Consider the following 21,014-nt stretch of genomic DNA (forward strand, 5'->3'; position numbering starts at 1 on the left):
GAGCCCTTTGGTGGCATGAGCACCCTCTACCACGGCGGCACCATCCACCCCTGGGCCGACGGGCGCACGGCCCAGGCCCTGCTGGTGCGCGGCGGGCGCGTGGTGGCGACGGGTGCGCTGAACGACATTCAGGCCGCGGGTGCCCGGCGGGTCGACCTGCACGGCGCGCACGTCTACCCCGGCTTCACCGACGCGCACGTGCATGTCTGGAAGGTGGGGCAGCTCCGCACGACGCTCCTCGACCTGCGGGAAGCCACCTCGCTGGACGACCTCGCCCGGCGGGTGCGCGAGCGGCACGCGGCCCTGCCGGACGGCGAGTGGCTGTGGGGACGCGGCTGGAACGAGGCGCGGCTGGGCGGCTCGCCCACGCGGGCGCTGCTGGACGCGCTGGCCCCCGGCCGCCCGGTGCTGCTGACCCGCACCTGCGCCCACATCCACGCGGTCAACACACCGGCGCTGGAGAGGGCGGGCATCGGGCCGGACACGCCCTCTCCAGCGGGCGGCGAGATCGACTACGAGGATGGAATCCTCACCGAGACCGCCTACGGGCTGGTCTACGGGGCGATGCCGGAGCCCTCGCACGCCCAGTTCGAGGCGTGGATTCTGGCGGGGCTGGAGTACCTGCAGTCGCTGGGCTTCACCGCCGCCACCGACCCGGCGGTCGATCCGCCGCTGTACGCCGCCTACCGCGCCCTGGACGCGGCCGGGAAGCTGCCGATCCGGGTGAACCTGCTGTACATCCGCCGTCCGGACGGCGGCGCGGCGACCTACCCGCTGCCCGAGAAGCACCTCTCACCCATGCTGCGCTGCGACTCGGTCAAGTTCTTCACGGACGGCGGCCTCAGCGGGGCGACGGCGGCGGTGTCCACGCCCTACAAGGAGACCGGCACCACCGGGATGCTGCGCTTCGAGACCCAGGAGCTGCTGGAGCTGGCGCGCGAGGCGCACGTCGCGGGCTTCCGCATCGGCGCGCACGCCATCGGGGACGTGGCGCTGACGCAACTGCTGAGCGTCTACGCGGGGCTGGAACGGGACTATCCCGGCGGCCCCCGTCACCGGATCGAGCATTTCTCCCTGCCCACCGCCGAGCACCTGCGCCTGGCCCGCCTGCTGAACGTCATCGCCGTGCCGCAGCCCGTGTTCCTGCACGAGTTGCGCGTGAACTACGACCGCTACATCCCCGACGCGCTGGCGGGGCAGGTCTTCCCCCTGCGGGCCATGTTCGACGCCGGGCTGGACGTGGCCTTCTCCTCCGACGGGCCGGTGGTGCGCGAGCTGCGGCCGCTGTGCGGGCTGCAGGCGGCGGTGGCCGAGCCCTACGTGCCGGGGCAGGCGGTGACGCTCTCGCAGGCGCTGGGGGCGTACACGCGCGGCGGGGCGGTGGCGCACGGCGACGAGCACGAACGCGGCACGCTGGAAAGCGGAAAACACGCCGACCTTACGATTGTGCAGGGCGACCTCTTTCACACTGAAGCCCATTCCTGGCCGGAGATTCCGGTGCGCGGCGGCGTCCTCGCGGACGTGACCGCCGAAAGCGAGGCTGTATGACGACCCTACTGAACGATCCCGTGACCCGCGTCAAGGCCTATTTCGACGGCGAGTGGCGCGCCGCGCCCAAGACCTTCGAGGTCTTCCACCCCGGCACCGGCGAGAGCATCGGCGCGGTGGCCGACTGCAGCGCCGCCGACGCCCGGCGCGCCATCGACGCCGCCGAGGTCGCCCTGAAGGAGTGGAAGAAGGTCAACCCCTACAAGCGCGGCCAGATCCTGAAAAAGTGGCATGACCTGATGTTCGTCCACAAGGAGGAGCTGGCCCGCCTGATGACCCTGGAGATGGGCAAGCCGATCACCGAGACGCGCGGCGAGGTGCACTACGCGGCGTCGTTTATCGAGTGGTGCGCCGAGGAGGCCAGCCGCATCGGCGGCGAGCGGGTGCCCTCGCGCTTCGACCACAAGCGCGGCTTCACCAGCAGCGAGCCCGTGGGCGTGGTGTACGCGGTCACGCCCTGGAACTTCCCGGCCGGCATGATCACGCGCAAGGCCGCCCCCGCGCTGGCCGCCGGCTGCGTGATGATCCTCAAGCCCGCCGAGCAGAGCCCCATGACCGCGCTGTATCTGGCCGAGCTGTGGCTGGAGGCCGGCGGCCCCGCCAATACCCTGCAGGTGCTCCCCACCAACGATGCCCCCGCCTTCAGCGCGCCCTTCATGGAAGACGAGCGGGTGCGCAAGCTGACCTTCACGGGCTCCACGGCGGTCGGGCGGCTGCTGTACGGGCAGGCGGCCAAGACCCTCAAGCGCGTCTCGCTGGAGCTGGGCGGCCACGCGCCCTTCCTGATCTTCGCGGACGCCGATCTGCACAAGGCTGCCCGCGAGGTCATGTGGAGCAAGTTCCGCAACGCCGGCCAGACGTGTATCTCCACCAACCGCGTATACGTGCAGCGTGAGGTGGCCCAGGAATTCACCGAGATTCTCTCGAAGATGACCGGCGAACTCGTGCTGGGCGATCCCCTGCAGGACGGCACCGGCGTCGGCCCGGTGGTCGAACAGGCGGGCCTGGACAAGGTGCAGGCGCAGGTCGACGACGCCCTGGCGCGTGGCGCGAAGGCCACCGTGGGCGGCACCGTCCGGGACGGCCTGTATTTCCACCCCACCGTTCTCACCGACGTGCATCCCGACTCGCTGATCCTGCGCGAGGAGACGTTTGGCCCGGTCGCCCCGGTCGTCGTGTTCGACACCGAGGAGGAGGGCCTGGCGCTGGCGAACAACTCCGACTACGGGCTGGCCGCCTACGCCTACACCCGCGACCTGGGCCGCGCCTTCCGCGTGGCCGAGGGCCTGGAATACGGCATCGTGGGCATCAACGACGGAGGCCCCAGCGCCAGCGCGCCGCAGATGCCCTTCGGCGGGATGAAGAACAGCGGCGTGGGGCGTGAAGGCGGGCACTGGGGGCTGGAGGAGTACCTGGAGGTCAAGTACATCTCTATGGGGGTGTAAGTACGGTTCCGGGGGGCGCCTGCCGCGGGCCACCCCACCCCCCAGCCCCCATCCCCAGGGGGGACGGGGGAGCCAAGCGCTGCGCTCGGCAAGAGTTTTGACTGGCGCGGCGTAGCTGGGCTGGACGCTGACGTGTCCGCCCTCGACGCCATCCTTCCGCTCCGCGCTAGGCCCGTGCGCTGCGCGCCCGACGGCCGGTGGTGGTCGGCGGTTGCTCGCGGGGCGGGACGATTGGGACGGCTGATCGACTTTGAAAAGCCAGGGTACGAACTGCTGTTAGCCCCGCCCCCAGTCGTCACTTTCAATCACAGGCGAGAAAAGCGAAAAAACGAACCACCCCACCCTGCCCTCCTATCGAAAGCCGTCGTGCGCGAAGCGCGCGGGCAACGACGCGAACACGCAACAGGCAAGTCCGCAGCCCACGCCAACGAAGCCACGAGGTAAGGCCAGTGGGGAAACGGTGGCGACCACATGCCGAGCGCAGCGCTTGGCTCCCCCCTGCCCCTCCGGGGTAGGGGGGCTGGGGGGGTGGGGCAGCCCGCGGCAGGCGCCCACCTTCCAGGCGTCTTTCCCGAAGCCCTCCCCCCAAGAGAGAAGGGGGGTTGTCCCCCCCTCAGCTCTCCAGCGCCAGCCAGGTGTTCGGCCCCACCACGCCGTCGGCGCTCAGGGCACGGCTGGTCTGGAAGCTCCGCACGGCCGCCTCGGTGCCGGGGCCGAAGACGCCGTCCACGCCGACCGCGTAGCCCCGCGCAGCGAGCTGCCCCTGGGCGGCCTGCACGGCGGCGCCCGAGTCGCCCTGGCGCACGGTGCGGATCAGGCGTTCCCAGGTGGCCGAGCCGATCACGCCGTCGGCGGTCAGGCCCACCGCGCCCTGGAAGGCGCGCACGGCGCTGACGGTGCCGGGGCCATAGCTGCCGTCGGCGCCCAGCGTCTGACCCTGGGCGGCCAGCAGGCGCTGGGCGCTGCGGACGCGCTCGCCGCTCTGGCCGCTGCGGGTGGTGGGCCACACGCGCACGCTCACGCCCAGGCGCGCGGCCACGTCCTGCCGGAGTTGCGGCAGTTTCGCGTACAGCACGTCGCCAGGGCAGTCGGTGTCGTTGAAGTCGCGGTGGCCGTACAGCTCGGTGGCCGGAATGCCGTACTGCTGGCACAGCCACGCGCACAGGGTGACCAGCGCCGCGTACTGCCCGCCCGGCGGCGAGACCGTCATGTAGGTGCCCTCGTTCTCGATGCCCACCGAGACGTCGTTGAAGCCGTCACAGTGGGCTCCCCGGACGTGCCGGGTGCCGCCCTGCGCGGCCTCCAGACTGCGGTGCCGGCCTTCCACCACATACCCGCCCCGGCTGATCGTGAACTGCTGCCCCGAGTCGATCCACCCCCGTGCGAAGTGGCTCTGCTGGATGCTGCGGGCCAGGGCGTAGGCCTGTGCCTGCGACAGATCGCTGACATTCGCGCTGGCCGTGTGGTGGACGATGATCCGCGTGGGGCGCGTGCCCAGCACCGTGATGGCCTCGGTCGGCGGCTGGGCCTTCCAGGCAGCGGTGCCGGCCACGCCGGGGGGCGCGACCGCCTGGGAGTTCAGCGGGCCAGGCGTGGGCGCGACCTGTAAGCCACACCCCGCGAGGAACGCCGCGCTGCCCAGCGCCGTGCCCCAGCGCAGCAGGTCACGCCGGCTGGGCGCGTTGGGAGTGCTCGTCTCCTCCATATCCATCAGTTCCAGGCACAGTGGACGTGGTTGTCGTGGCCGCCGCTGGAATCGTTGTATGCGTTGAAGGTCTGCGAGGGATCGGAGCCGGCGGCGATGCAGGCATTACGCGCCGCCGTGTGGGCCGAGTTCGGGCTGCCCAGGCTCACGCCGTTCCAGATGCCGATATCCAGGGCCAGCCCCGCGTAGTGGTCGGAGTAGGTGGAATGGACACCGCCCGCGAGAGACGTGATGTACAGGGAGTTCTGGGCGGCCATGGTGGCCATGCCCTGAAGCATCGAGCGCTTCAGCGTGACTGTCAGGCCGCAGTTGGCGTCGCTGGCGCAGCCGCGCGTGGCGGCGCGACCGGCCGCCGTGTCGGCGATGTTCTGGCGGGGGTTGCCGCCCGACGTGCTGGAACTCGTGCCCAGCGTGATCCGGCTGTTGTTCAGGATGCTCTGCGCGAGGCTGGCGGTGGTGCCGCTGGCAGGGGCGCTGCTGCCGGTCACCAGGGCGTGCCAGGTGTTCAGGCCGGCCACGCCGTCCACGCTCAGGCCGCGCCGGCTCTGGAAGTCGCGCAGGGCCGTGTTCGTGCCGCTGCCGAAGACCCCGTCCACCGTGACCGACGAGTAGCCGTAGCCGCTGCGGAGCTGATCCTGCACGGCCCGCACCGCGTTGCTGCTGTCGCCCTGCCGGACGGTCACGATCAGCGCTTTCCAGGTGTTGCCGCCCACGACGCCGTCCACGCTCAGGCCCCGGGCCCGCTGGAAGGCGCGCACGGCGCTGTCGGTGCCGGAGCCGAACGAGCCGTCCACGCTCAGGGTCTGCCCGGCGTGGCGCAGCAGGTACTGCAGGGTCACGACGTCGCGGCCGCTGTCACCCAGGCGCAGGGCCTGCCAGGACAGCACGGACTGGGCGGCCAGGGCAGCCGAGGGCGTGGCCTGGGCACTGGATTCGGCGCCAGAGTTGGCATTCGGGCCGGCGCCGCAGCCGCCGAGCAGCGGGGTCAGGAGGAGGGTCGAGGTCAACAGGGCCAGGGAGGGGACGCGCTTCATCATGGGGGCTCCTGTGCAGCCGGGGGAGGGTACCGGCTGCGCGACGCGGATCGACTCAGGACACGTCCACCACGCCGGAAACCGGGAGTGGGCGTGGGCTCAGCAGAGGGTGCGTACGCCCACGCTACCCTCCCGGCGGGTTCAGTTCAATGTCGGCCGGTCAGTTGTCTCCCAGTTCCTGGGGCCGGGGCATCGGGCCTCCGCCCAGGTCTGCGCTCCCCCCTGGCCCCGTGGCCGGGCCCGTGATACACTCCCAGAGTTTGCCCCAACACGGGGCGCCAACGCGTGAAGTCGGCAGGCCCGCCAACTGGCCGCCACGCCGCGAGCAAGGAGAGAGTAGAGATGAAGCGTACCTACCAGCCCAACGTCCGCAAGCGGGCCAAGACCCACGGTTTCCGCGCCCGTATGAAGACCAAGTCCGGCCGCAACATTCTGGCGCGCCGTCGTGCCAAGGGCCGCCACAAGCTCACCGTCAGCGACGAGTAAGCCCCCCACGCAGGAGAGGCCTATTTCCAGCACTCCCAATTCCAGCGCCACCCAGGATCGGCCCCGCCGTCCCGTGGCGCTGGATTCGTTACGGGGTGACCGGGAATTCCGCAAGGTGCGCTCGCATGGGGTGGCGGTGCGGGATCCGCTGTTCACCCTGCGGCTCACCGAATATCGGCCCCGCTACGGTGAGCAGTGGCGGCCGCGCGCCATCATCGGCATCGTGGTGTCCAAGAAGACCCTGAAACGGGCGGTGGATCGCAACCGGGCGCGGCGCCGGGTGCGCGAGGCCCTGCGAACGCTGCCCGGCGGCCTGCCCCCCTGCCGCGCCATCCTGCTGCCCAACCCGGCGGTGCTCAGCGTGGACTTCCTGGCCCTGCAGTCGGCCCTGATCCGCGCGCTGGAGCGAGCGCCCGGCCGCGTGAAGAAGGGAAGTGGCGGGAACTCCGGGGGCCGCGCCCCCGTACCTGTGGCCGTGACCGCCGCCGCTCCCACCCCGGAGACCCCATGAGCCTCGCCTCGCGCGGGCTGATCCGGGTCGTGCGCTATTACCAGCGCGCCCTGTCGCCCCGCAAACCCGTGCCCACCTGCCGCTTTACCCCGACCTGCTCGGAGTATGCTGCCCAGGCGATCGAACGTCATGGTGCGCTGCGGGGCGGCTGGCTGGCCACCTGGCGCGTGCTGCGCTGCAACCCCCTGGTGCCCGGCGGCTTCGATCCCGTGCCCGACCATTTTCCTTCTGCGCTCCACCCCAACAAGAGAACCCCATGAAAACAAGACATCTGATTTCGTTGGCCGCCGCCTCTGGCGTGCTCCTGCTCACCGGCTGCGGACAGACCGGGCCGCTTCCCACCTTCGGCAAGGCCATCACGCCCGAATGGATCAGGGCCGATTTCGACGGCGTGGCCGGCGACGAATTTATCGCCACCTCCAATCTGCAGGACGTGGTGTTCAACGCGCGTGGCGAGGTCATCGGCTGGTACATCAAGGGCTACGCCGGCACGCCGTACATCAAGAAGAATGCCGACGGTACCTACAATTTCAGCGCCCTGAAGGATCAGAAGGGCATCGTGAACATGGTCGCCGGGCGCAAGGCGCTGGCGGTGCAGGGGCCGGGCCTCGACCCTGCCGCGCCGGCCCAGACCAGCGCGCCCACCGGCCTGACCACCGACGTGGGGGCCAACCGCCAGGACGCCGTGTTCCGTTACACCCAGGGCGGGATCACCGTGACCAAGACCGTCACGCTGCACCCGCGCAACTTCAAGGTCGATCTGCGCACCGAGGTCTCGGGCGGCCCGGGGCGCGTGAACATCCTGTTCCCCGGTCTGGGCAAGGCCGACAACCCCCGTGTGCAGGGCTACGCGGTGGGTGCTCCCCAGCCCGCCACCGTGCAGGGCGCCGGCACGCTGGTCGTGAACAACATCCAGTACGCCGCTCTGCAGGAAAATCCCAGCCAGGTCGCGCACGCCCTGATTATCCGCCCGCAGGGGCCGACGACCGGGGGCACGCCAGCCGCGACGACCCCGGCTACGAGCACACCAGCCACGACCACGCCGGCCACCACGACGCCGGCCGCTGCTCCGACCGCTGCCAACGCCATCAACGCCACGCTGACCGGCGGCGCGCAGGGCCTGATCAGCGCGTCGGTGCCCGCAACCAGCAACCTGGAAGTGTACGGGGGCAAGAACGAGTTGATCCACCTGTACCAGAGCGGCTACACGCAGCTGCCGGGCCTGTTCAAGCCCAACTTCTTCGGCTCGATCAGCCTCTACATCGTCAAGCTGATGGAAACGCTGTACACCTACATCGGCAACTGGGGGCTGGTGCTGGTCGTGCTGACCATCCTGCTGCGCGCCATCATGTGGCCGCTGATGCAGGCGCAGGGCCGCACCACGGCGCGGATGCAGGTCATGCAGCCGCGCATCAAGGAAATCCAGGAGAAGTACAAGGGCAACAAGGACGTCGATTCCCAGCGCGCCATGCAGGCCGAGATGTCGCAGCTCTACCGCGACCACAACTTCAACCCGGCCGGCTGCTTTTCCACCTTCATCCCCTTCCCGGTCTTGATCGCGCTGTGGTCGACCATCCGCAACTTCGAGTTCGACTCGGGCTTCCTGTGGCTGCCAGATCTGGCGATTCCCGATCCGCTGTACATCCTGGCGCTGGTCTACCTGATCGTGAACATCGGCCAGCTCTACGTCATGACCCGCAAGAACCCGGACATGTTCCGCCAGCAGGCCTTCATCTACCTGATCTTCCTCTACTTCGCCCTGACCTTCCCGGCAGGCGTGACCATCTACATCATCCTCTCGACCCTGATCGGGATCGTGCAGCAGGTGCTGATCAACAAGCAGGTGGAGCGCGAGACCGCGACAATCGGCGTGCAGAAGGTGCCGGCAACCGCCGGTGCGGGTGGCAAGGGGGCGAGCACGACCAAAGTCGTGACGGCCAAGCCCGTGAACACCGGCAAGTCCGTGAAGACCCTGGACGCGCCGAAGAAATAGAGCAGAAAGCAGAGCGCCCGCCTGACCGGACTGGTTCAGGCGGGCGTTTTCATGGTCGTGGGTTCAGAGGCGATTGAGTTCGTCTCTCGCCTCGGCGAAGGCCGGACGCAGCCGCAGGGCCTCGCGGTAGGCGGCCTGGGCCTCGGCGGTGCGGCCCAGGCCCGCCAGGGCTCTCGCCCGCCAGTACTGCGCTTCCTCGTGCGTGGGCACCGAGCGCAGCACCGCGCCGCTCAGGCGCAGCACGTCACCGTAGCGACCGGTGCGGGTGTAGGCCTCAAAGGGGCCGAAGGAGTACCACAGGGCGCGCCACGCCAGCCCGCCCTGCACCCAGCCCGGCCGGGTCGGGTCGAGGGCGCGGTCGGGCCGGGCCGCCAGCGCCTGATCGAAGGCCTTCGTGGCCCCCACCGTGTCGCCCAGTTCCAACCGGGCCTGCCCCAGATTCAAGTAGGAAACGGCGTCGCCCAGGCGATCCGCCTCGGCCTGGGCCACGCGCAGGGCCTCGCGTTTCGCCCAGGCCGGGTCGGCTCGGTCGCCCAGCAGCGCCCGCATCTGCGCCGTCTTCTGGGGCGGCGTGACCACCAGATAGGTGCGCCCGAAGGAGCGCCACAGGCCGTCGAAGGCCGCGTAGTTCATCTTCAGCGGCCCCAGGTACGAATCCAGCGCGCTGAAGGTCTGCGCCGCGTCGTCGTAGCCGGTCAGCAGGCGGTAGTGGCCCATGCCCCCCGAGTCGGGCGTGACGAACCAGGTTTCCACGATGACCGGGAAGCCCGCCGCCAGCAGCGTCCGCAGCATCGTGCGGTCGCCGCCGCGCGCCAGATGCACGTCCATGCCCTGGGTGCGGGCATAGGGGGCCAGTTCGTCCGGCGACACGTTCACATCGCCCTTGCTGGGCTTGAGCTGCGGCGCTATGTCGTACTGCGTCTTACTGCTGCCCCAGCGGTTCAGGGCCATCCCGATGGTGACCGGGCCGCAGTTGTTCATGCGCTGGTACTCGTGCCGGATGGCGCCCACGCTGGCGGAGGTTGGCAGGACTGTTGGCTCGACAGTGGAGACGGGAGCAGGGGCCTCCATGGGCGCTGCCTCGGGCTCAGCTTCGACAGGCTCTGGGAGAGTGGCTTCGACGTCCGCTGCCTCAACGTCGGCAGGCCCATCTCCTCCGGGCGAGGCCACGATCTGGGGCGGGGCCTGCGGTGTGGCCGGCACGCCTGTCACGGCGGAGGCGGTCACCTCGCTCACGGGGGCCTCGGCCGACGAACCCGCCTGAAACCGGTTGACACCGAACGTCGCCGCACCCACGAGCAGGCCGGCCGTGAGCAGCAGGGCAGGAAGACGCATCACCCCCTATTCTACCTATGATTCATGATCCGGCCCTGAGCTTCAAACGTGTTCCAGACGGCCTTTCTGTGTATGTTTTCAGACTCCCGGCCTCGTCTCAGTACCCCATGACCTGCTTGATGGCCCGCGCCACCCGCACCGGGTTGGGCCGGTACACGTCCTCCACCGCCGTGAAGGGCGGGTAGGGGGCGTCGAAGCCGGTCACCCGGAGGATCGGCGCCCGCAGGTGCTCGATGGCCTCCTCGGCGATCACCGCCGCGATCTCGGAGTGGAAACCTGCGGTGCGCGGCGCCTCCGTGACGATCACGGCGCGGCCGGTCTTCGCCACGCTCTCCAGCACGGTCTCGGTGTCCATCGGCACCAGGGTACGCAGGTCGATGACCTCCACGCCGATGCCCGCCGCCAACGCGGCAGCGGCGGCCTTCTGCGCCACCTCGACCATGCCGCCGTAACAGATCACGGTCACGTCGTCGCCCTCGGTCACGATCCGCGCCTTGCCCAGGGGCACGCGGTAATCGCCGTCCGGCACGTCCTCCTTCACGGAGCGGTAGAGCTTGATCGCCTCGAAGAAGAACACGGGATCGGGGTCGGCAATCGCCGAGAGCAGCAGGCCCTTGGCATCGGCGGGGGTGCTGGGGATCACGACCTTCACGCCGGGGGTGTGCGCCAGGATCGCCTCGGGGGAATCAGCGTGCTGCTCGGGCGTGTGTACGCCGCCGCCGTAGGGCGCGCGGATCACCATGGGCAGGTGGTAGCGGCTGCGCGTGCGGTGCCGGAAGCGCCCCAGGTGCGAGAGGATCTGATCCAGCGCCGGATACAGGAAGCCCGCGAACTGGATCTCCGCCACGGGTCTCAATCCCGCCAGCCCCATGCCGATGCCCATGCCCACGATGCCCGCCTCGGCCAGCGGGGTGTCGAACACGCGGCTCACGCCGTATTTCGCCTGCAGGCCGTCGGTGGCGCGGAACACACCGCCCATCACGCCCACGTCCTCGCCGAAGATGTGCACTGCGTCGTCCAGGCGCAGGGCCGTGTCCAGCGCGTCGTTGATGGCGGCGACCATCGTCATGGTGCGGGTCGTGGAGGCGGTGGCGGTCATGCCTCCACCTCCGCGAGGATCTGCTCGCGCTGCTGTCTGAGTTGCGGCGTGGGCTCGGCGAAGACGTGATCCAGAATCTCCTCGGGGCGGGGGTCGGGGTAGCCGTCGGCCTCGGTCAGCGCGGCCTCGAACTCGACGGCGATCTCCGCGAGCAGGGCGGCCTCGTCGGCCTCGCCCATCAGCCCCCCTTGCAGCAGATGAGTCCGGAGCCTTAGCACCGGGTCTTTGGCGTCCCAGCCCGCGCTGTCGGCGTCGGTGCGGTAGCGGCTGGGGTCGTCGGCCACGGTGTGCGGCTTGACCCGGTAGGTCACGGTCTCGATCAGGGTGGGGCCGCCACCGCTGCGGGCGCGCTCCACGGCCTCGCGGGTCACGTGGTAGGTCGCCAGCGCATCGTTGCCGTCCACCCGCACGCCGGGAATGCCGTAGCCCTCGGCGCGGCGCGAGAGGTCGGTGGCGCGGGTCTGCGAGTGGGTCGGCACCGAAATGGCCCAGCCGTTGTTCTGCAGGATGAACACGCACGGGGCGTTCAGCGCGCCCGCGAAGTTCAGCGCCTCGTGGAAATCGCCCTCAGAGCTGCCACCGTCGCCGATAAAAGCCATGGCGATATTGCGCGTGCCCTGCTTCTGCTCGGCCAGCGCGGCGCCGACCGCCTGCGGGTACTGGGTGGCGATGGGGATATAGAAGGGCAGCACCTTGAGGTTCTCGGGCATGTGCCAGCCGTGCGGGGAGGTGCGCCAGTAGGCGATGGCCCGCGCGATCGGCAGGCCCAGCGTCAGGGCGGCGCCCGTGTCGCGGTAGGTGGGGAAGAGCCAGTCGTCGGCGGTCAGCGCGGCGGCGGTGCCGACCTGGCTGGCCTCCATGCCGCCGAAGGGCGGGAAGACGCCCATGCGGCCCTGGCGGTACAGCACCCAGCCGCGCTCGTCGAAGTGGCGGGCGCGGCGCATCTGGCGATAGAGATGCAGGCGGGTTTCGGGCTCTGGCAGCAGTTCCGGGCGCACCACCGCGCCGTCCGGCGCGATGAGCTGCAGCATATTTCCGGCCTGCTGCCCGGCGTCGTAGGTGGCTTTCGCGGCCTGGAAGGCGGAGTCGGTGTCGGCCGACTCGGCTGGGATGGGCGTGGGGCGGGAACGGGGCATGGAACCTCCGGAGAGCTGTGGACAAGCGGGGTGGGGCGGCCGTCTTTCCGGCGTCAGGGCGCCCGCCGCTGGTTCAGCAGGCGGCCGGAAGGGCGGTATGGGGGGCGCGGAATCGTCGGCATGACAGGGAAGTGGGGGCCAGCGGTGGCCCGGAAGCGGGAGAGATCCAGCCTAGCAGACCGGCCCGAACGGGCGTTAGGAAGGCAGTTCAGGCTGGGGCCAGGGCCGGGGTACACTGCCCTTTATGTTGTTGTATGGCCGCAATCCGGTGCTGGAAGCACTCAAAGACGGGCGCGTGACCGAGGTGCTGGTCGCCAAGGGGGTCGAGGAGACCTTCATCCGCGAACTGAAGGCGACCGGCGTGCGGCTGCGCTTCGAGCCGCGCATCGAACTCGACCAGCTGGCGGGCACGACCGCGCACCAGGGCGTGATCGCCGAGGTGGAAGACCTGGCCTGGGCCACCGTGGATGACATCCTCGACCGGGCCGACCAGAAAGGTGAGCCGCTGGTGATCGTGCTGCTCGACGGCATTACCGATCCGCGCAACTTCGGCGCGATCATCCGCTCGGCCGAGGTTTTGGGCGCGCACGGCGTGGTCGTCGAGGAACGCCGCTCGGCGCCGCTCTCGCCCGTGGTCGCCAAGACGGCGGCCGGCGCCACCTCGTACCTGCCGGTGGCCCAGACCAAGAACCTGCCCCGCCTGATCGACCAGCTCAAGGAGGAGGCCGTGTGGGTCTACGGCGCGGCCGGCGAGGCCGCCCAGGACATCGGCCAGGTGGACTTTTCAGGCAAGGTGGCGCTGGTCATCGGCGCCGAGGGCGAGGGCCTGCGCCGCCTGGTGCGCGAGAAGTGCGACGTGCTGGTCAGCATCCCCACGCGCGGCCAGGTGCAGAGCCTGAACGCCTCGGTGGCCGCCGGCATCCTGCTGTACGAGGCGATGCGGGGCCGGGCGTGAGCCCCAGCCCCGGCCACAGGGTTGAGACCATCTCCAGCGGAGCCCTGAGCCTGGAGATCCTGCCGGAATTGGGCGCCAGCGTGCTGAACCTGCGCGCCGCCTCGGGGCGGCCGGTCATGCGGCCGGTGGAGCTGGCCGAGGTCGAGACGAGTTCCCAGTGCGCCAGCTTCACGCTGCTGCCCTTTTCCAACCGGGTCGCGGGCGCCCGGTTTTCTTTTGAGGGCCGCGAGGTGCAGCTGCGCCCCACCACCAAGGACGGCCTGACCCAGCACGGCGACGTCCGCAACCGCCCCTGGCAGGTCACCCGCGTCTCGGAGACCCACCTGCGCTGCGACTTCGATTCGCGCGCCTTCCCGGACGTCAACTGGCCCTGGGCCTTCACCGCCCGCGTGGAGTACCTGCTGCATGGGCCGCATCTGGATACTAGCGTCACGCTGACCAACGCCGATAGCGCGGCCATGCCCGCCGGCATGGGCCTGCACCCCTATTTCGCGCGGGTGCAGGCGGGCACCGATCCGGCCCTGAGCTTCGACGCCGCCCTGACCTACGACACCGATTCCCTCTCGCTGCCCCACGCCGCCGCCCGCCCGCTGCGCCCGGACGAGGACTACCGCGTGCCGGCGCCGGTCGGCGGGCGCAGCATCGACCGCACCTACACGGCCTGGGACGGCGTGGCCCGGCTCGACTGGGGCGAGCGCGCCCTGATCCTGACCGCCGACACGGCGTTCTCCCACCTAGTCGTGTTCACGGCGCCCGACGGCTCGCTGGCGCTGGAGCCGACCAGCCACGCCACCGACGCCTTCAACCTCGCCGCGCGGGGCATCGGCGGGGCCGACATGCGCGTCCTCTCGCCCGGTCAGAGTCTGGCGGGCGCGGTACGGCTCACGCTGGAAGGGAACTGGTAGAGGCCGTCAGGCGTCCGAGGTGGCCAGCAGCGCCCCCTCGCGATCCCGCAGCTCGAAGCCCGGTTTCTCCCGTTCGGCGATCCAGCGCAGGGCGTCCAGCAGGTCGTCGGTCTCCCGCAGCACTTCCGGGCTGCCGGGGCTGACGTCCCCCGTCCAGAGCACCCGGTAGGCCCGCACAGGCTCCGGGGCCGACCAGCGAACCCCCTCTTCCTCCTTCACAAAGGCGCGCGACATCCCACAAGTGTCGCGCCCAGCAGGACGGGACGGATTTGGACGGCGTGATGGGGCCTTTACTCGCGCCGTCCCTATTCGCGCAGATCCGTCACGCTGGCCTTGGCGACCAGGGTCACGGTAGTCTCGCGCTGTTCGCCGTCGCGGACGTAACCCAGCCGGACGGGCTCGCCGATACCCGCCCCGCGCACGGCCCGGATGAACTCATCGGCGTCGCGCACGCTGCGGCCGTTCACGGAGGTGATGATGTCGCCCAACTGCGAGAGGTTGCCGTTCTCGTCGTAGCGCCCTGCCTCCAGCCCGGCCCTCTCTGCCGGGCTACCCTGGGCGATCCGGGCGATGACCGCTCCAGGTGGGCTCGTGACACCGCTGTGCCTGGGATCCAACTCCAGCCCCACGACCGGAATATCCCGCTTTTCCCCGGCCCGCAGCGCCGTGACCAGCTGGTTGCCCTCGACCACCGGCACCGCGTAGGAGCGGCGCGTCTGCCCGCTCTCGTCGATGCGGATGTAACTGATCACGCCGATGGCCTGCCCGTTGCCGTCGATGATCGGCCCGCCGCTGTCGCCCGGGGCCAGCGGGGCGTTCATCTCCAGGGTGCCCTGCGGGAAATCGGCGCGTCCGGCGGCTACGCTCAGGTTCAACAGCCGCCCCCGCCGGGGCTGCAGGAAGTCGCCGCCGGAGTTGCCGATGGCCAGCACGGTCTCGCCCACCCGCGGCGCCCGCGTGGTCAGGTTGAGGAAGGGGAAGGTGCCCCCGCGCTGCACGTCCAGCAGGGCCACGTCCGCCTCGGCGTCGAAGGCAGACACGCGCGCCGGGTAGGTCTTGCCCGACAGGGTGCTGATCTGGAACAGCGTGCCCCCGCTGACCACGTGGTAGGCGGTCAGCACCTGTCCCTGCGCGGAGATGAAGAAGCCGGTGCCGATGCCCGCCGAACCCCGCGCCGTGTCCACGCTCTCCACCCGCACGGTGGCGGGCCGCGACTTCTCGAACAGGGTGCGCGTCTCTTCCGGCAGGGAGTTGGGCAGGGTGCGCGTCCCGGCGCTCGGGGGGGGCCCGACCTCGAGGGCCGGCTGCTGTCTGGGCAGCAGATACGCGCCCAGTGCCAGGAGCAGCAGGACAGGAAGCCAGGGCGACGCTCTCACGGGGAAAGTCTAGGCCCTTCGGCGGGGGTATACGGTGGGGGAAGGCACCAGGTGTGGAGGGTACCCTGAGCCCCATGCCCTTCTGGCTCCTGAAATCTGAACCCGACGTGTTCGGCTACCCCGATCTGGTGCGGGTGGGCCGCGAGCCCTGGAACGGCGTCCGGAATTACACGGCGCGCAATTTCCTGCGCCAGATGGCCGTGGGCGACCTGTGCCTCTTCTACCACTCGAACGCGAAACCGACGGGGATCGCGGGCGTGGCGCGGGTGGCGCGGGAAGCGTACCCGGACAACCTGCAGGCCGACCGGGCCAGCGCCTATCACGACCCAAAGGCCCCGGCCGACGGCTCGCGCTGGAGCATGGTGGACGTGGAGCCCGTGCTGGCCTTCCCGCGCGTGCTGCCGCTGGACGAGATCCGCAGCCTGCCCGAGTGGCACGCCTCGCCCCTGACACAGAAGGGCAGTCGCCTGAGCGTGATGCCGGTGACCGGGGAAGAGTTCAGGGTGGCGCTGGCCGCGGTGGGGCTGGATGCGGATTCGCTTTGAGGCTCTGAGAGAAGAAGACGTGCCCCTGCTGACACGCTGGTTGCAGGCAGAGCACGTCCGGGCCTTCTGGGAGGATGGCGAGCGGGACGAGGCAGCGGTCAGGGCGCACTATTTCCGGGTTGGGCGTGACGTGCCGGGGTTCATCTTCAGTGTGGACGACCGCCCTGCTGGATTTATTCAGACCGAGAAGGTTACTTCAGAACATGAGTTCTGGCCCTGGGCGACGCCAGTGGGGGAGACCTGGGCTACCGACCTACTGATTGGGGAGATGGAGTTGACCGGGCAGGGGCTGGGGCCGCAGGTCATTCGGGCGTTCATCGCGGGCCTTCAACTTCAGCGGCCCGACCTCCGGGGGGTCGTCATTGACCCGGATGCAAGGAATATCCGGGCGATCCGGGCATATGCGAAGGCGGGGTTCGTGGCGGTGGGCGACCCGGAGGAACGGCAGGTCATGCTCAGGATGGCTGGCTCCTCCTGACATTGGTCAATTTTCTCTAAGCCAACCGGCGCACGGTCTTTGCCCTGGTGCGCCGGTATGCTGCCCCTAAGATGGCTTTCGATCCCCGCGCCCTGTCTGCCCTGGATTTCCCCCGCGTCCGTGACGCCCTCGCCGAGCGCTGTGCCACGTCGCTGGGCACCGAGCGGGCACGGGTGCTCATTCCCTCGGACGACGCCGGGCGCATCGCGCGGGAACTGGACGAGGTCGAGGACGCGCTGTTCGGCGTGAGCCTGAGCCTGGGCGGCATTCAGGACATCCGCGACCTGCACGCCCGCGCCCAGGAGGGCCGGGTGCTCTCGGGCCAGGAACTGCTGAACGCGGCGTATTCGCTGGACGGCGCCATGACCGTCAAGCGGGCCATCGGGGCCAATTCACGCGGGCCGCTGCGCGAGGTGGCGCTGGGCCTGGGCGACCACACGGAACTGGTGCGCCGGGTGCTGGGGGCGCTCGACCGGGAAGGTGGCGTGCGCGACGACGCCTCGGCCCACCTGCGCGATCTCAGGAAGCGCATCGAGCCGCTCCGCAGCCGCATCCGCGACCGGCTGGCGAACACTCTGGAACAGTGGTCGGACGTGCTGCAGGAGCACCTCGTCACCATCCGACGAGACCGCTACGTGCTGCCGGTGCAGGCCAGCCGGGTCGGACAGGTGCAGGGGATCATCGTGGACGCCTCGGCGACCGGGCAGACGTACTTCGTCGAGCCGGCGGCCGTCACGCAGCTCAACAACGAACTCACCCGGCTGATCCTCGATGAGGAGGCCGAGGTGCGCCGCATCCTGACCGAACTCTCCGGCCTGCTCGCCCAGGACGCCGACGTGCCCATGACCCTCTCGACCATCGGGGAACTCGACCTGATCGCCTCGAAGGCCCGGCTGGCGCGCGACTGGCACCTGAACCGCCCTGAACCCTCGCCCGCCGGCGCCTACGACCTGCGCGAGGCCCGCCACCCGCTGATCGAGCGGCCGGTGCCCAACGACATCCGCCTGGGCGACACGCAGCTGCTGCTGATCACCGGCCCCAACATGGGCGGCAAGACCGCGACCCTGAAAACGCTGGGTCTGGCGGTGCTCATGCACCAGTGCGGGCTGTACGTCTCGGCGGCCTCCGCGAAACTGCCCGTGGTGCAGGACGTGCTGGTGGACATCGGCGACGAGCAGAGCATCGAGGCGTCCCTCAGCACCTTTGCCAGCCACCTCAAGCACCTGCGCTACGTGCTCAGGCACGCCTCGCCCGACACGCTGGTGCTGGTGGACGAGCTGGGCTCCGGCACCGACCCCAACGAGGGCGCCGCGCTCTCGCAGGCGATCATCGAGACCCTGCTCTCGCAGGACGCGCGCGGCATCGTGACCTCGCACCTCTCGCCCCTGAAGCTGTTCGCGCTGGAAACGCCGGGCCTGAAGAACGCCTCGATGGGCTTCGATCTGGAGACCCTGACCCCCACCTACGTGCTGCAGGTCGGGCAGCCGGGGCGTTCCTACGCCCTGGCCATCGCGCAGCGCATGGGCCTGCCGGACGGGGTGCTGGGCCGCGCCGAGGCGCTGCTGGGCCCCGACGCCGGGATCATGGAACGGATGCTGGAGGGCCTGGAGCGCGAGCGCGCCGATCTCGCCGCCCAGCTGGAGACCACCGCTCAGGCCCGCCAGAGCGCCGAGGCCGAGCTGGGCCGCGTGCGCCAGGAACGCGAGACGCTGGAGGGGCGGCGGGGCGAGATGCTGGCCGAGGCCGCCCAGAAGGCCGAGTCGCTGTACGCCGACGCCATCGAGCGCGTCCGCACCCTGCGCGCCCGTGCCCAGGAGGACGGCGCCCGCCCGCGCGTGATGCAGGAACTGCGCGAATTGCGCACCGCCGCCCAGAAGATCCGCCCCGCCCCCCCGGTGCGCGAGGAGCGCGGCGACCCCATCCGGGTGGGCAGCAAGGTGGACGTGCCCGCCTACAACGCCTCCGGGCAGGTGCTGGAGCTGCGCGGCGACGACCTCGTGGTGCAGCTGGGGGTCATGAAGGTGGGCGTCAAGCGCCGCGACGTGCGCGTGCAGCCCGAGGTCAAGGTGCCGGTGGCGCGGGGCAGTTTCGTGGGCCGCACGGCGACCACCTTCCAGCCGGAACTGCAGCTGCGCGGCCTGGGGGTCGAGGAGGCGGTGGAAGAACTGCGTACCGCGATCCTGGAGGCGGCGGCCCTCAAGGAAAAGCAGCTGCGGGTGGTACACGGCAAGGGACAGGGCGTCCTGAGACGGCTGCTGCGTGAGTACCTGAAAAACGACCGCAAGGTCGAATCTTTCCACGACGCCGAACCGAACCAGGGCGGGCACGGCGTCACCATCGTGAATCTGCGCGCCTGATCTCGCCGGCCCCGGCGCACCTGTCATATCCATTCCGATGGATTCCGTTCTGTGTTCGGAATTCATCCGACCGAAGGGAGAAGGAAAAGGACGGATTTCGCCGCAAGCGAGGAACATCCGGCGCCTTTCTGGATGTTCCGGAATGGAGCGAAATCCGTTGCAGATGAGGCCCATGGCCGCGCGGTGAGGCGGCTGTGATGGCGCTGTGCCAGGTGGGCCGCTAGGGTGGGCCGGACATGGTTTCACTTTCCCGCCTCAAGAACGCTCTGTCCTGGCCCCCTCGATCGGTGGAGCGTCCTGCGCCAGCTTCCGTGTGCCGGGGCCTGCTCACGGCCGCCGCCCTGCTGACCAGCGCCGCCTCCGCCCAGGCCGCCGCACCGACCGGATTCAAGCTGCCGTCGGGTTACATGGGCCGCTTCGGGTCGTCCGAGGTCACGGTGTCCAACGAGACGGGCTTCGGGGCGCGCTACCTGCCCCTGCCCTTCGATCCGGACATCCGGGTCTCGCTGGTGCGGCAGGCCAACTACTGGGAATACAACCTCAGCAGCCGCCTGAACGACACGACCCTGGCGGGCGGGGTGTATTTCAACGGCTACGCAGCTGTCTCCGGCATTCCCCGCGTGGAGTGGACGCGGAGTCCCCAGCGTGGCCTGCAGTACAGCGCCCTCATCCAGGGAAACGGCCCGCACTCGCACCTCTCGGGTGGATACGCCTTCCTCGTGCTGGAAGACCGCGTGCGGGTGCTGAACACCGTGGGCGTGGCCCTGCAGGGAGATGTGGCCGCCCCCTACCTCCAGAACGAGATCGGCGGCGGGCTCAGCAAGACCTTCGGGCCGGTCAGCACCTACACGGGCGCCACCACCCGCCTGTATGCCTTCCCGGTGCAGGGGCAGGTGCAGGGCAGCGTGGATCTGTATCTGGCGGCCAACTACAGCCCGGTGCCAGCCCTGACCCTCTCGGCGTCGCACTTCGAGCGCTTCGCGGCCGGCAGCGTCGCCATCCCTGATTTCGGCGTGGGCCGCTACGAGGAGTCGGCCTTCACGGCCACCTACCGCCTGCCGGCCACCGAGCAGCCGGTGGGCCTGGGCGCCCTGCGAACCCGCGTGAACCGCAACTGGACGAGCGACTATACCTACGTGCGGGGCGACCTGCTGCTGGACATCAAAGGGCTGCCGAGCATGGTGGGGCCCAGTATCGGCTACCAGTTCGGGCCGGCCGGCAAGGACACCCGCTGGCTGATGTCGCTGGTCTCCCTGCCGCGCTGATCACCTGCCTGGGCCACCAATCAGATCGACCACCCCGATACGGCGGGGACAGCCTGCAGCCCCGGCTGTCCCCGTCGTCTGTCCGGGCCCGGACTCCGGCGATCCCAGGTCAAGGTGTGGACGGATCGGCCCGCCCAGCCATCCCTCCAGCCCGGTCTGTTGGTTCTGCCCGCGCTGCGCCGCCGGTGTGCTTGCCCGGCCTCGCCCTCGGCCCGGCGCGGCGCCGTGTGGCCGTCGGGGGGCCCGCAATCCTGTGCCGTCAGCCCTGCCCACGGTGTCGAATCGTGGTAAAACAGGGGCGTACCACAGCTTATCGGCCGTCTCATCTGCTTGACCCCGCTCTCTTTTTTTCCATCATCTCGTGCTCTTTTTCACGAACTGGTCTGGAGGCAGGAGGGGCGGGGCGGAAAGGGGAACATCATCGAACAGTACGCGAACTTTGTGATCATGCTGCTCGTCGCGCTGGGGATCGGCGTCCTCGCCGTGATCGTCAGCGCCATTCTGGGGCCTAAAAAACGGGGCAGCCGCACCAAACTGATGGCCTACGAAAGCGGCAACGACCCCGAGCACGGCGGCGTGGGCACCGGCCAGCGCTTCCCCGTGCATTTCTATCTGGTCGCCATGCTGTTCATCGTCTTCGACATTGAGACGGCGTTCTTCTACCCGCTGGCGGTGGCCTACCAGAAGCTGGTGCCCTTCGCCTTCTTCGAGGCCCTGACCTTCGTGCTGCTGCTGCTGGTCGGCTACGTGTACGTGCTGAAGAAGAAGGTGTTGGAATGGGCCTAAGTGGTGCAGAAGGCAGATGGCTGATGGCAGATGGCCTAAAGCTCCTGAGCCTTCT

The 21,014-nt window shown here is 69.7% G+C and carries 20 protein-coding genes; 13 read left to right on the top strand and 7 right to left on the bottom strand.

Translation table 11 applies throughout. The features are described 5' to 3' along the window. Positions 1-15: 15 nt before the first annotated feature. Positions 16-1,548, top strand: coding sequence for an amidohydrolase (locus CVO96_RS11450; RefSeq protein WP_103312346.1), 1,533 nt, complete (start codon positions 16-18; stop codon positions 1,546-1,548). Beyond that, positions 1,545-2,993: an NAD-dependent succinate-semialdehyde dehydrogenase gene (locus tag CVO96_RS11455; protein ID WP_103312347.1), complete on the top strand. Its 1,449-nt coding sequence runs from the start codon at positions 1,545-1,547 to the stop codon at positions 2,991-2,993. The genes CVO96_RS11450 and CVO96_RS11455 overlap by 4 nt, the downstream gene beginning before the upstream one ends. 613 nt (positions 2,994-3,606) lie before the next feature. On the opposite strand, the gene CVO96_RS11460 is transcribed toward CVO96_RS11455, so the two are convergent. Together CVO96_RS11460 and CVO96_RS11465 are read right to left on the bottom strand one after the other, a co-directional pair. Next, positions 3,607-4,704: a peptidoglycan recognition protein family protein gene (locus CVO96_RS11460; protein WP_243398309.1), complete on the bottom strand. Its 1,098-nt coding sequence runs from the start codon at positions 4,702-4,704 to the stop codon at positions 3,607-3,609. Further along, the gene (locus tag CVO96_RS11465) at positions 4,704-5,735 is read right to left on the bottom strand and encodes a peptidoglycan-binding domain-containing protein (RefSeq protein WP_243398310.1); all 1,032 of its coding nucleotides are present in this window, start codon (positions 5,733-5,735) and stop codon (positions 4,704-4,706) included. The genes CVO96_RS11460 and CVO96_RS11465 overlap by 1 nt, the downstream gene beginning before the upstream one ends. 339 nt (positions 5,736-6,074) lie before the next feature. On the opposite strand from CVO96_RS11465, the gene rpmH reads away from it, so the two are divergent. From rpmH to lptM, 4 genes are all read left to right on the top strand, one after another. Continuing rightward, on the top strand, positions 6,075-6,218 hold the full coding sequence (rpmH, locus tag CVO96_RS11470) for a 50S ribosomal protein L34 (RefSeq protein WP_103312348.1): 144 nt from the start codon (positions 6,075-6,077) through the stop codon (positions 6,216-6,218). Between the two features lie 73 nt (positions 6,219-6,291). Continuing rightward, positions 6,292-6,729 (top strand): ribonuclease P protein component, encoded by a 438-nt coding sequence (gene rnpA / locus CVO96_RS11475; protein WP_165795279.1) that lies wholly within the window; start codon positions 6,292-6,294, stop codon positions 6,727-6,729. After that, complete coding sequence (gene yidD / locus CVO96_RS11480) at positions 6,726-6,989, top strand: membrane protein insertion efficiency factor YidD (RefSeq protein WP_103312349.1); 264 nt, start codon at positions 6,726-6,728, stop codon at positions 6,987-6,989. Before rnpA ends, yidD begins: the two co-directional genes overlap by 4 nt. Then, on the top strand, positions 6,986-8,722 hold the full coding sequence (lptM, locus tag CVO96_RS11485) for an LPS translocon maturation chaperone LptM (RefSeq protein WP_165795280.1): 1,737 nt from the start codon (positions 6,986-6,988) through the stop codon (positions 8,720-8,722). Before yidD ends, lptM begins: the two co-directional genes overlap by 4 nt. A 63-nt stretch (positions 8,723-8,785) precedes the next feature. Here lptM and CVO96_RS11490 read toward each other — a convergent pair whose 3' ends face one another. The 3 genes from CVO96_RS11490 to pdhA form a co-directional block, all read right to left on the bottom strand. Beyond that, entirely contained in the window at positions 8,786-10,057 is a 1,272-nt protein-coding gene (locus CVO96_RS11490; protein WP_103312350.1) for a C39 family peptidase, read from the bottom strand. A gap of 97 nt (positions 10,058-10,154) precedes the next feature. Further along, entirely contained in the window at positions 10,155-11,156 is a 1,002-nt protein-coding gene (locus tag CVO96_RS11495) for an alpha-ketoacid dehydrogenase subunit beta (RefSeq protein ID WP_103312351.1), read from the bottom strand. After that, positions 11,153-12,292, bottom strand: coding sequence for a pyruvate dehydrogenase (acetyl-transferring) E1 component subunit alpha (pdhA, locus tag CVO96_RS11500; RefSeq protein WP_103312352.1), 1,140 nt, complete (start codon positions 12,290-12,292; stop codon positions 11,153-11,155). The genes CVO96_RS11495 and pdhA overlap by 4 nt, the downstream gene beginning before the upstream one ends. Positions 12,293-12,536: 244 nt before the next feature. Here pdhA and rlmB point away from each other — a divergent pair, with 244 nt between their 5' ends. Together rlmB and CVO96_RS11510 are read left to right on the top strand one after the other, a co-directional pair. Continuing rightward, complete coding sequence (gene rlmB, locus CVO96_RS11505; protein WP_103312353.1) at positions 12,537-13,247, top strand: 23S rRNA (guanosine(2251)-2'-O)-methyltransferase RlmB; 711 nt, start codon at positions 12,537-12,539, stop codon at positions 13,245-13,247. Continuing rightward, positions 13,244-14,152 carry an aldose 1-epimerase gene (locus CVO96_RS11510; protein WP_243398312.1) on the top strand — a complete coding sequence of 303 codons (909 nt, stop codon included), beginning with the start codon at positions 13,244-13,246 and terminating at the stop codon, positions 14,150-14,152. Before rlmB ends, CVO96_RS11510 begins: the two co-directional genes overlap by 4 nt. Positions 14,153-14,158: 6 nt before the next feature. Here CVO96_RS11510 and CVO96_RS11515 read toward each other — a convergent pair whose 3' ends face one another. Together CVO96_RS11515 and CVO96_RS11520 are read right to left on the bottom strand one after the other, a co-directional pair. After that, positions 14,159-14,386, bottom strand: a complete 228-nt coding sequence (locus CVO96_RS11515) for a hypothetical protein (protein WP_103312354.1) — start codon at positions 14,384-14,386, stop codon at positions 14,159-14,161. Between the two features lie 71 nt (positions 14,387-14,457). After that, positions 14,458-15,528 (bottom strand): S1C family serine protease, encoded by a 1,071-nt coding sequence (locus CVO96_RS11520; protein WP_103312355.1) that lies wholly within the window; start codon positions 15,526-15,528, stop codon positions 14,458-14,460. 74 nt (positions 15,529-15,602) lie between these two features. Between CVO96_RS11520 and CVO96_RS11525 the strand changes: the two genes are divergently transcribed. The 5 genes from CVO96_RS11525 to CVO96_RS11545 all read left to right on the top strand — a co-directional run bounded on the left by CVO96_RS11525 (position 15,603) and on the right by CVO96_RS11545 (position 20,959). Then, positions 15,603-16,073, top strand: coding sequence for an EVE domain-containing protein (locus tag CVO96_RS11525; RefSeq protein ID WP_103312356.1), 471 nt, complete (start codon positions 15,603-15,605; stop codon positions 16,071-16,073). Beyond that, the gene (locus CVO96_RS11530; protein ID WP_103312357.1) at positions 16,057-16,551 is read left to right on the top strand and encodes a GNAT family N-acetyltransferase; all 495 of its coding nucleotides are present in this window, start codon (positions 16,057-16,059) and stop codon (positions 16,549-16,551) included. Before CVO96_RS11525 ends, CVO96_RS11530 begins: the two co-directional genes overlap by 17 nt. A 71-nt stretch (positions 16,552-16,622) precedes the next feature. Next, complete coding sequence (locus CVO96_RS11535; RefSeq protein ID WP_103312358.1) at positions 16,623-18,908, top strand: endonuclease MutS2; 2,286 nt, start codon at positions 16,623-16,625, stop codon at positions 18,906-18,908. 236 nt (positions 18,909-19,144) lie between these two features. Then, entirely contained in the window at positions 19,145-20,173 is a 1,029-nt protein-coding gene (locus CVO96_RS11540) for a hypothetical protein (RefSeq protein WP_243398314.1), read from the top strand. A gap of 447 nt (positions 20,174-20,620) precedes the next feature. Next, the gene (locus tag CVO96_RS11545) at positions 20,621-20,959 is read left to right on the top strand and encodes an NADH-quinone oxidoreductase subunit A (protein WP_103313444.1); all 339 of its coding nucleotides are present in this window, start codon (positions 20,621-20,623) and stop codon (positions 20,957-20,959) included. Positions 20,960-21,014 lie beyond the last annotated feature (55 nt).

The sequence above is a fragment of the Deinococcus koreensis genome (assembly GCF_002901445.1).
GTDB lineage: Bacteria > Deinococcota > Deinococci > Deinococcales > Deinococcaceae > Deinococcus > Deinococcus koreensis.

Bases quoted from the DNA above. Each gene is read 5' to 3' on its own strand.
- CVO96_RS11450 (WP_103312346.1), top strand. From the start codon at position 16: ATGAGCACCCTCTACCACGGCGGCACCATCCACCCCTGGGCCGACGGG.
- CVO96_RS11455 (WP_103312347.1), top strand. From the start codon at position 1,545: ATGACGACCCTACTGAACGATCCCGTGACCCGCGTCAAGGCCTATTTC.
- CVO96_RS11460 (WP_243398309.1), bottom strand. From the start codon at position 4,704: ATGGATATGGAGGAGACGAGCACTCCCAACGCGCCCAGCCGGCGTGAC.
- CVO96_RS11465 (WP_243398310.1), bottom strand. From the start codon at position 5,735: ATGATGAAGCGCGTCCCCTCCCTGGCCCTGTTGACCTCGACCCTCCTC.
- rpmH (WP_103312348.1), top strand. From the start codon at position 6,075: ATGAAGCGTACCTACCAGCCCAACGTCCGCAAGCGGGCCAAGACCCAC.
- yidD (WP_103312349.1), top strand. From the start codon at position 6,726: ATGAGCCTCGCCTCGCGCGGGCTGATCCGGGTCGTGCGCTATTACCAG.
- lptM (WP_165795280.1), top strand. From the start codon at position 6,986: ATGAAAACAAGACATCTGATTTCGTTGGCCGCCGCCTCTGGCGTGCTC.
- CVO96_RS11490 (WP_103312350.1), bottom strand. From the start codon at position 10,057: ATGCGTCTTCCTGCCCTGCTGCTCACGGCCGGCCTGCTCGTGGGTGCG.
- CVO96_RS11495 (WP_103312351.1), bottom strand. From the start codon at position 11,156: ATGACCGCCACCGCCTCCACGACCCGCACCATGACGATGGTCGCCGCC.
- pdhA (WP_103312352.1), bottom strand. From the start codon at position 12,292: ATGCCCCGTTCCCGCCCCACGCCCATCCCAGCCGAGTCGGCCGACACC.
- rlmB (WP_103312353.1), top strand. From the start codon at position 12,537: ATGTTGTTGTATGGCCGCAATCCGGTGCTGGAAGCACTCAAAGACGGG.
- CVO96_RS11515 (WP_103312354.1), bottom strand. From the start codon at position 14,386: ATGTCGCGCGCCTTTGTGAAGGAGGAAGAGGGGGTTCGCTGGTCGGCC.
- CVO96_RS11525 (WP_103312356.1), top strand. From the start codon at position 15,603: ATGCCCTTCTGGCTCCTGAAATCTGAACCCGACGTGTTCGGCTACCCC.
- CVO96_RS11530 (WP_103312357.1), top strand. From the start codon at position 16,057: ATGCGGATTCGCTTTGAGGCTCTGAGAGAAGAAGACGTGCCCCTGCTG.
- CVO96_RS11535 (WP_103312358.1), top strand. From the start codon at position 16,623: ATGGCTTTCGATCCCCGCGCCCTGTCTGCCCTGGATTTCCCCCGCGTC.
- CVO96_RS11540 (WP_243398314.1), top strand. From the start codon at position 19,145: ATGGTTTCACTTTCCCGCCTCAAGAACGCTCTGTCCTGGCCCCCTCGA.
- CVO96_RS11545 (WP_103313444.1), top strand. From the start codon at position 20,621: ATGCTGCTCGTCGCGCTGGGGATCGGCGTCCTCGCCGTGATCGTCAGC.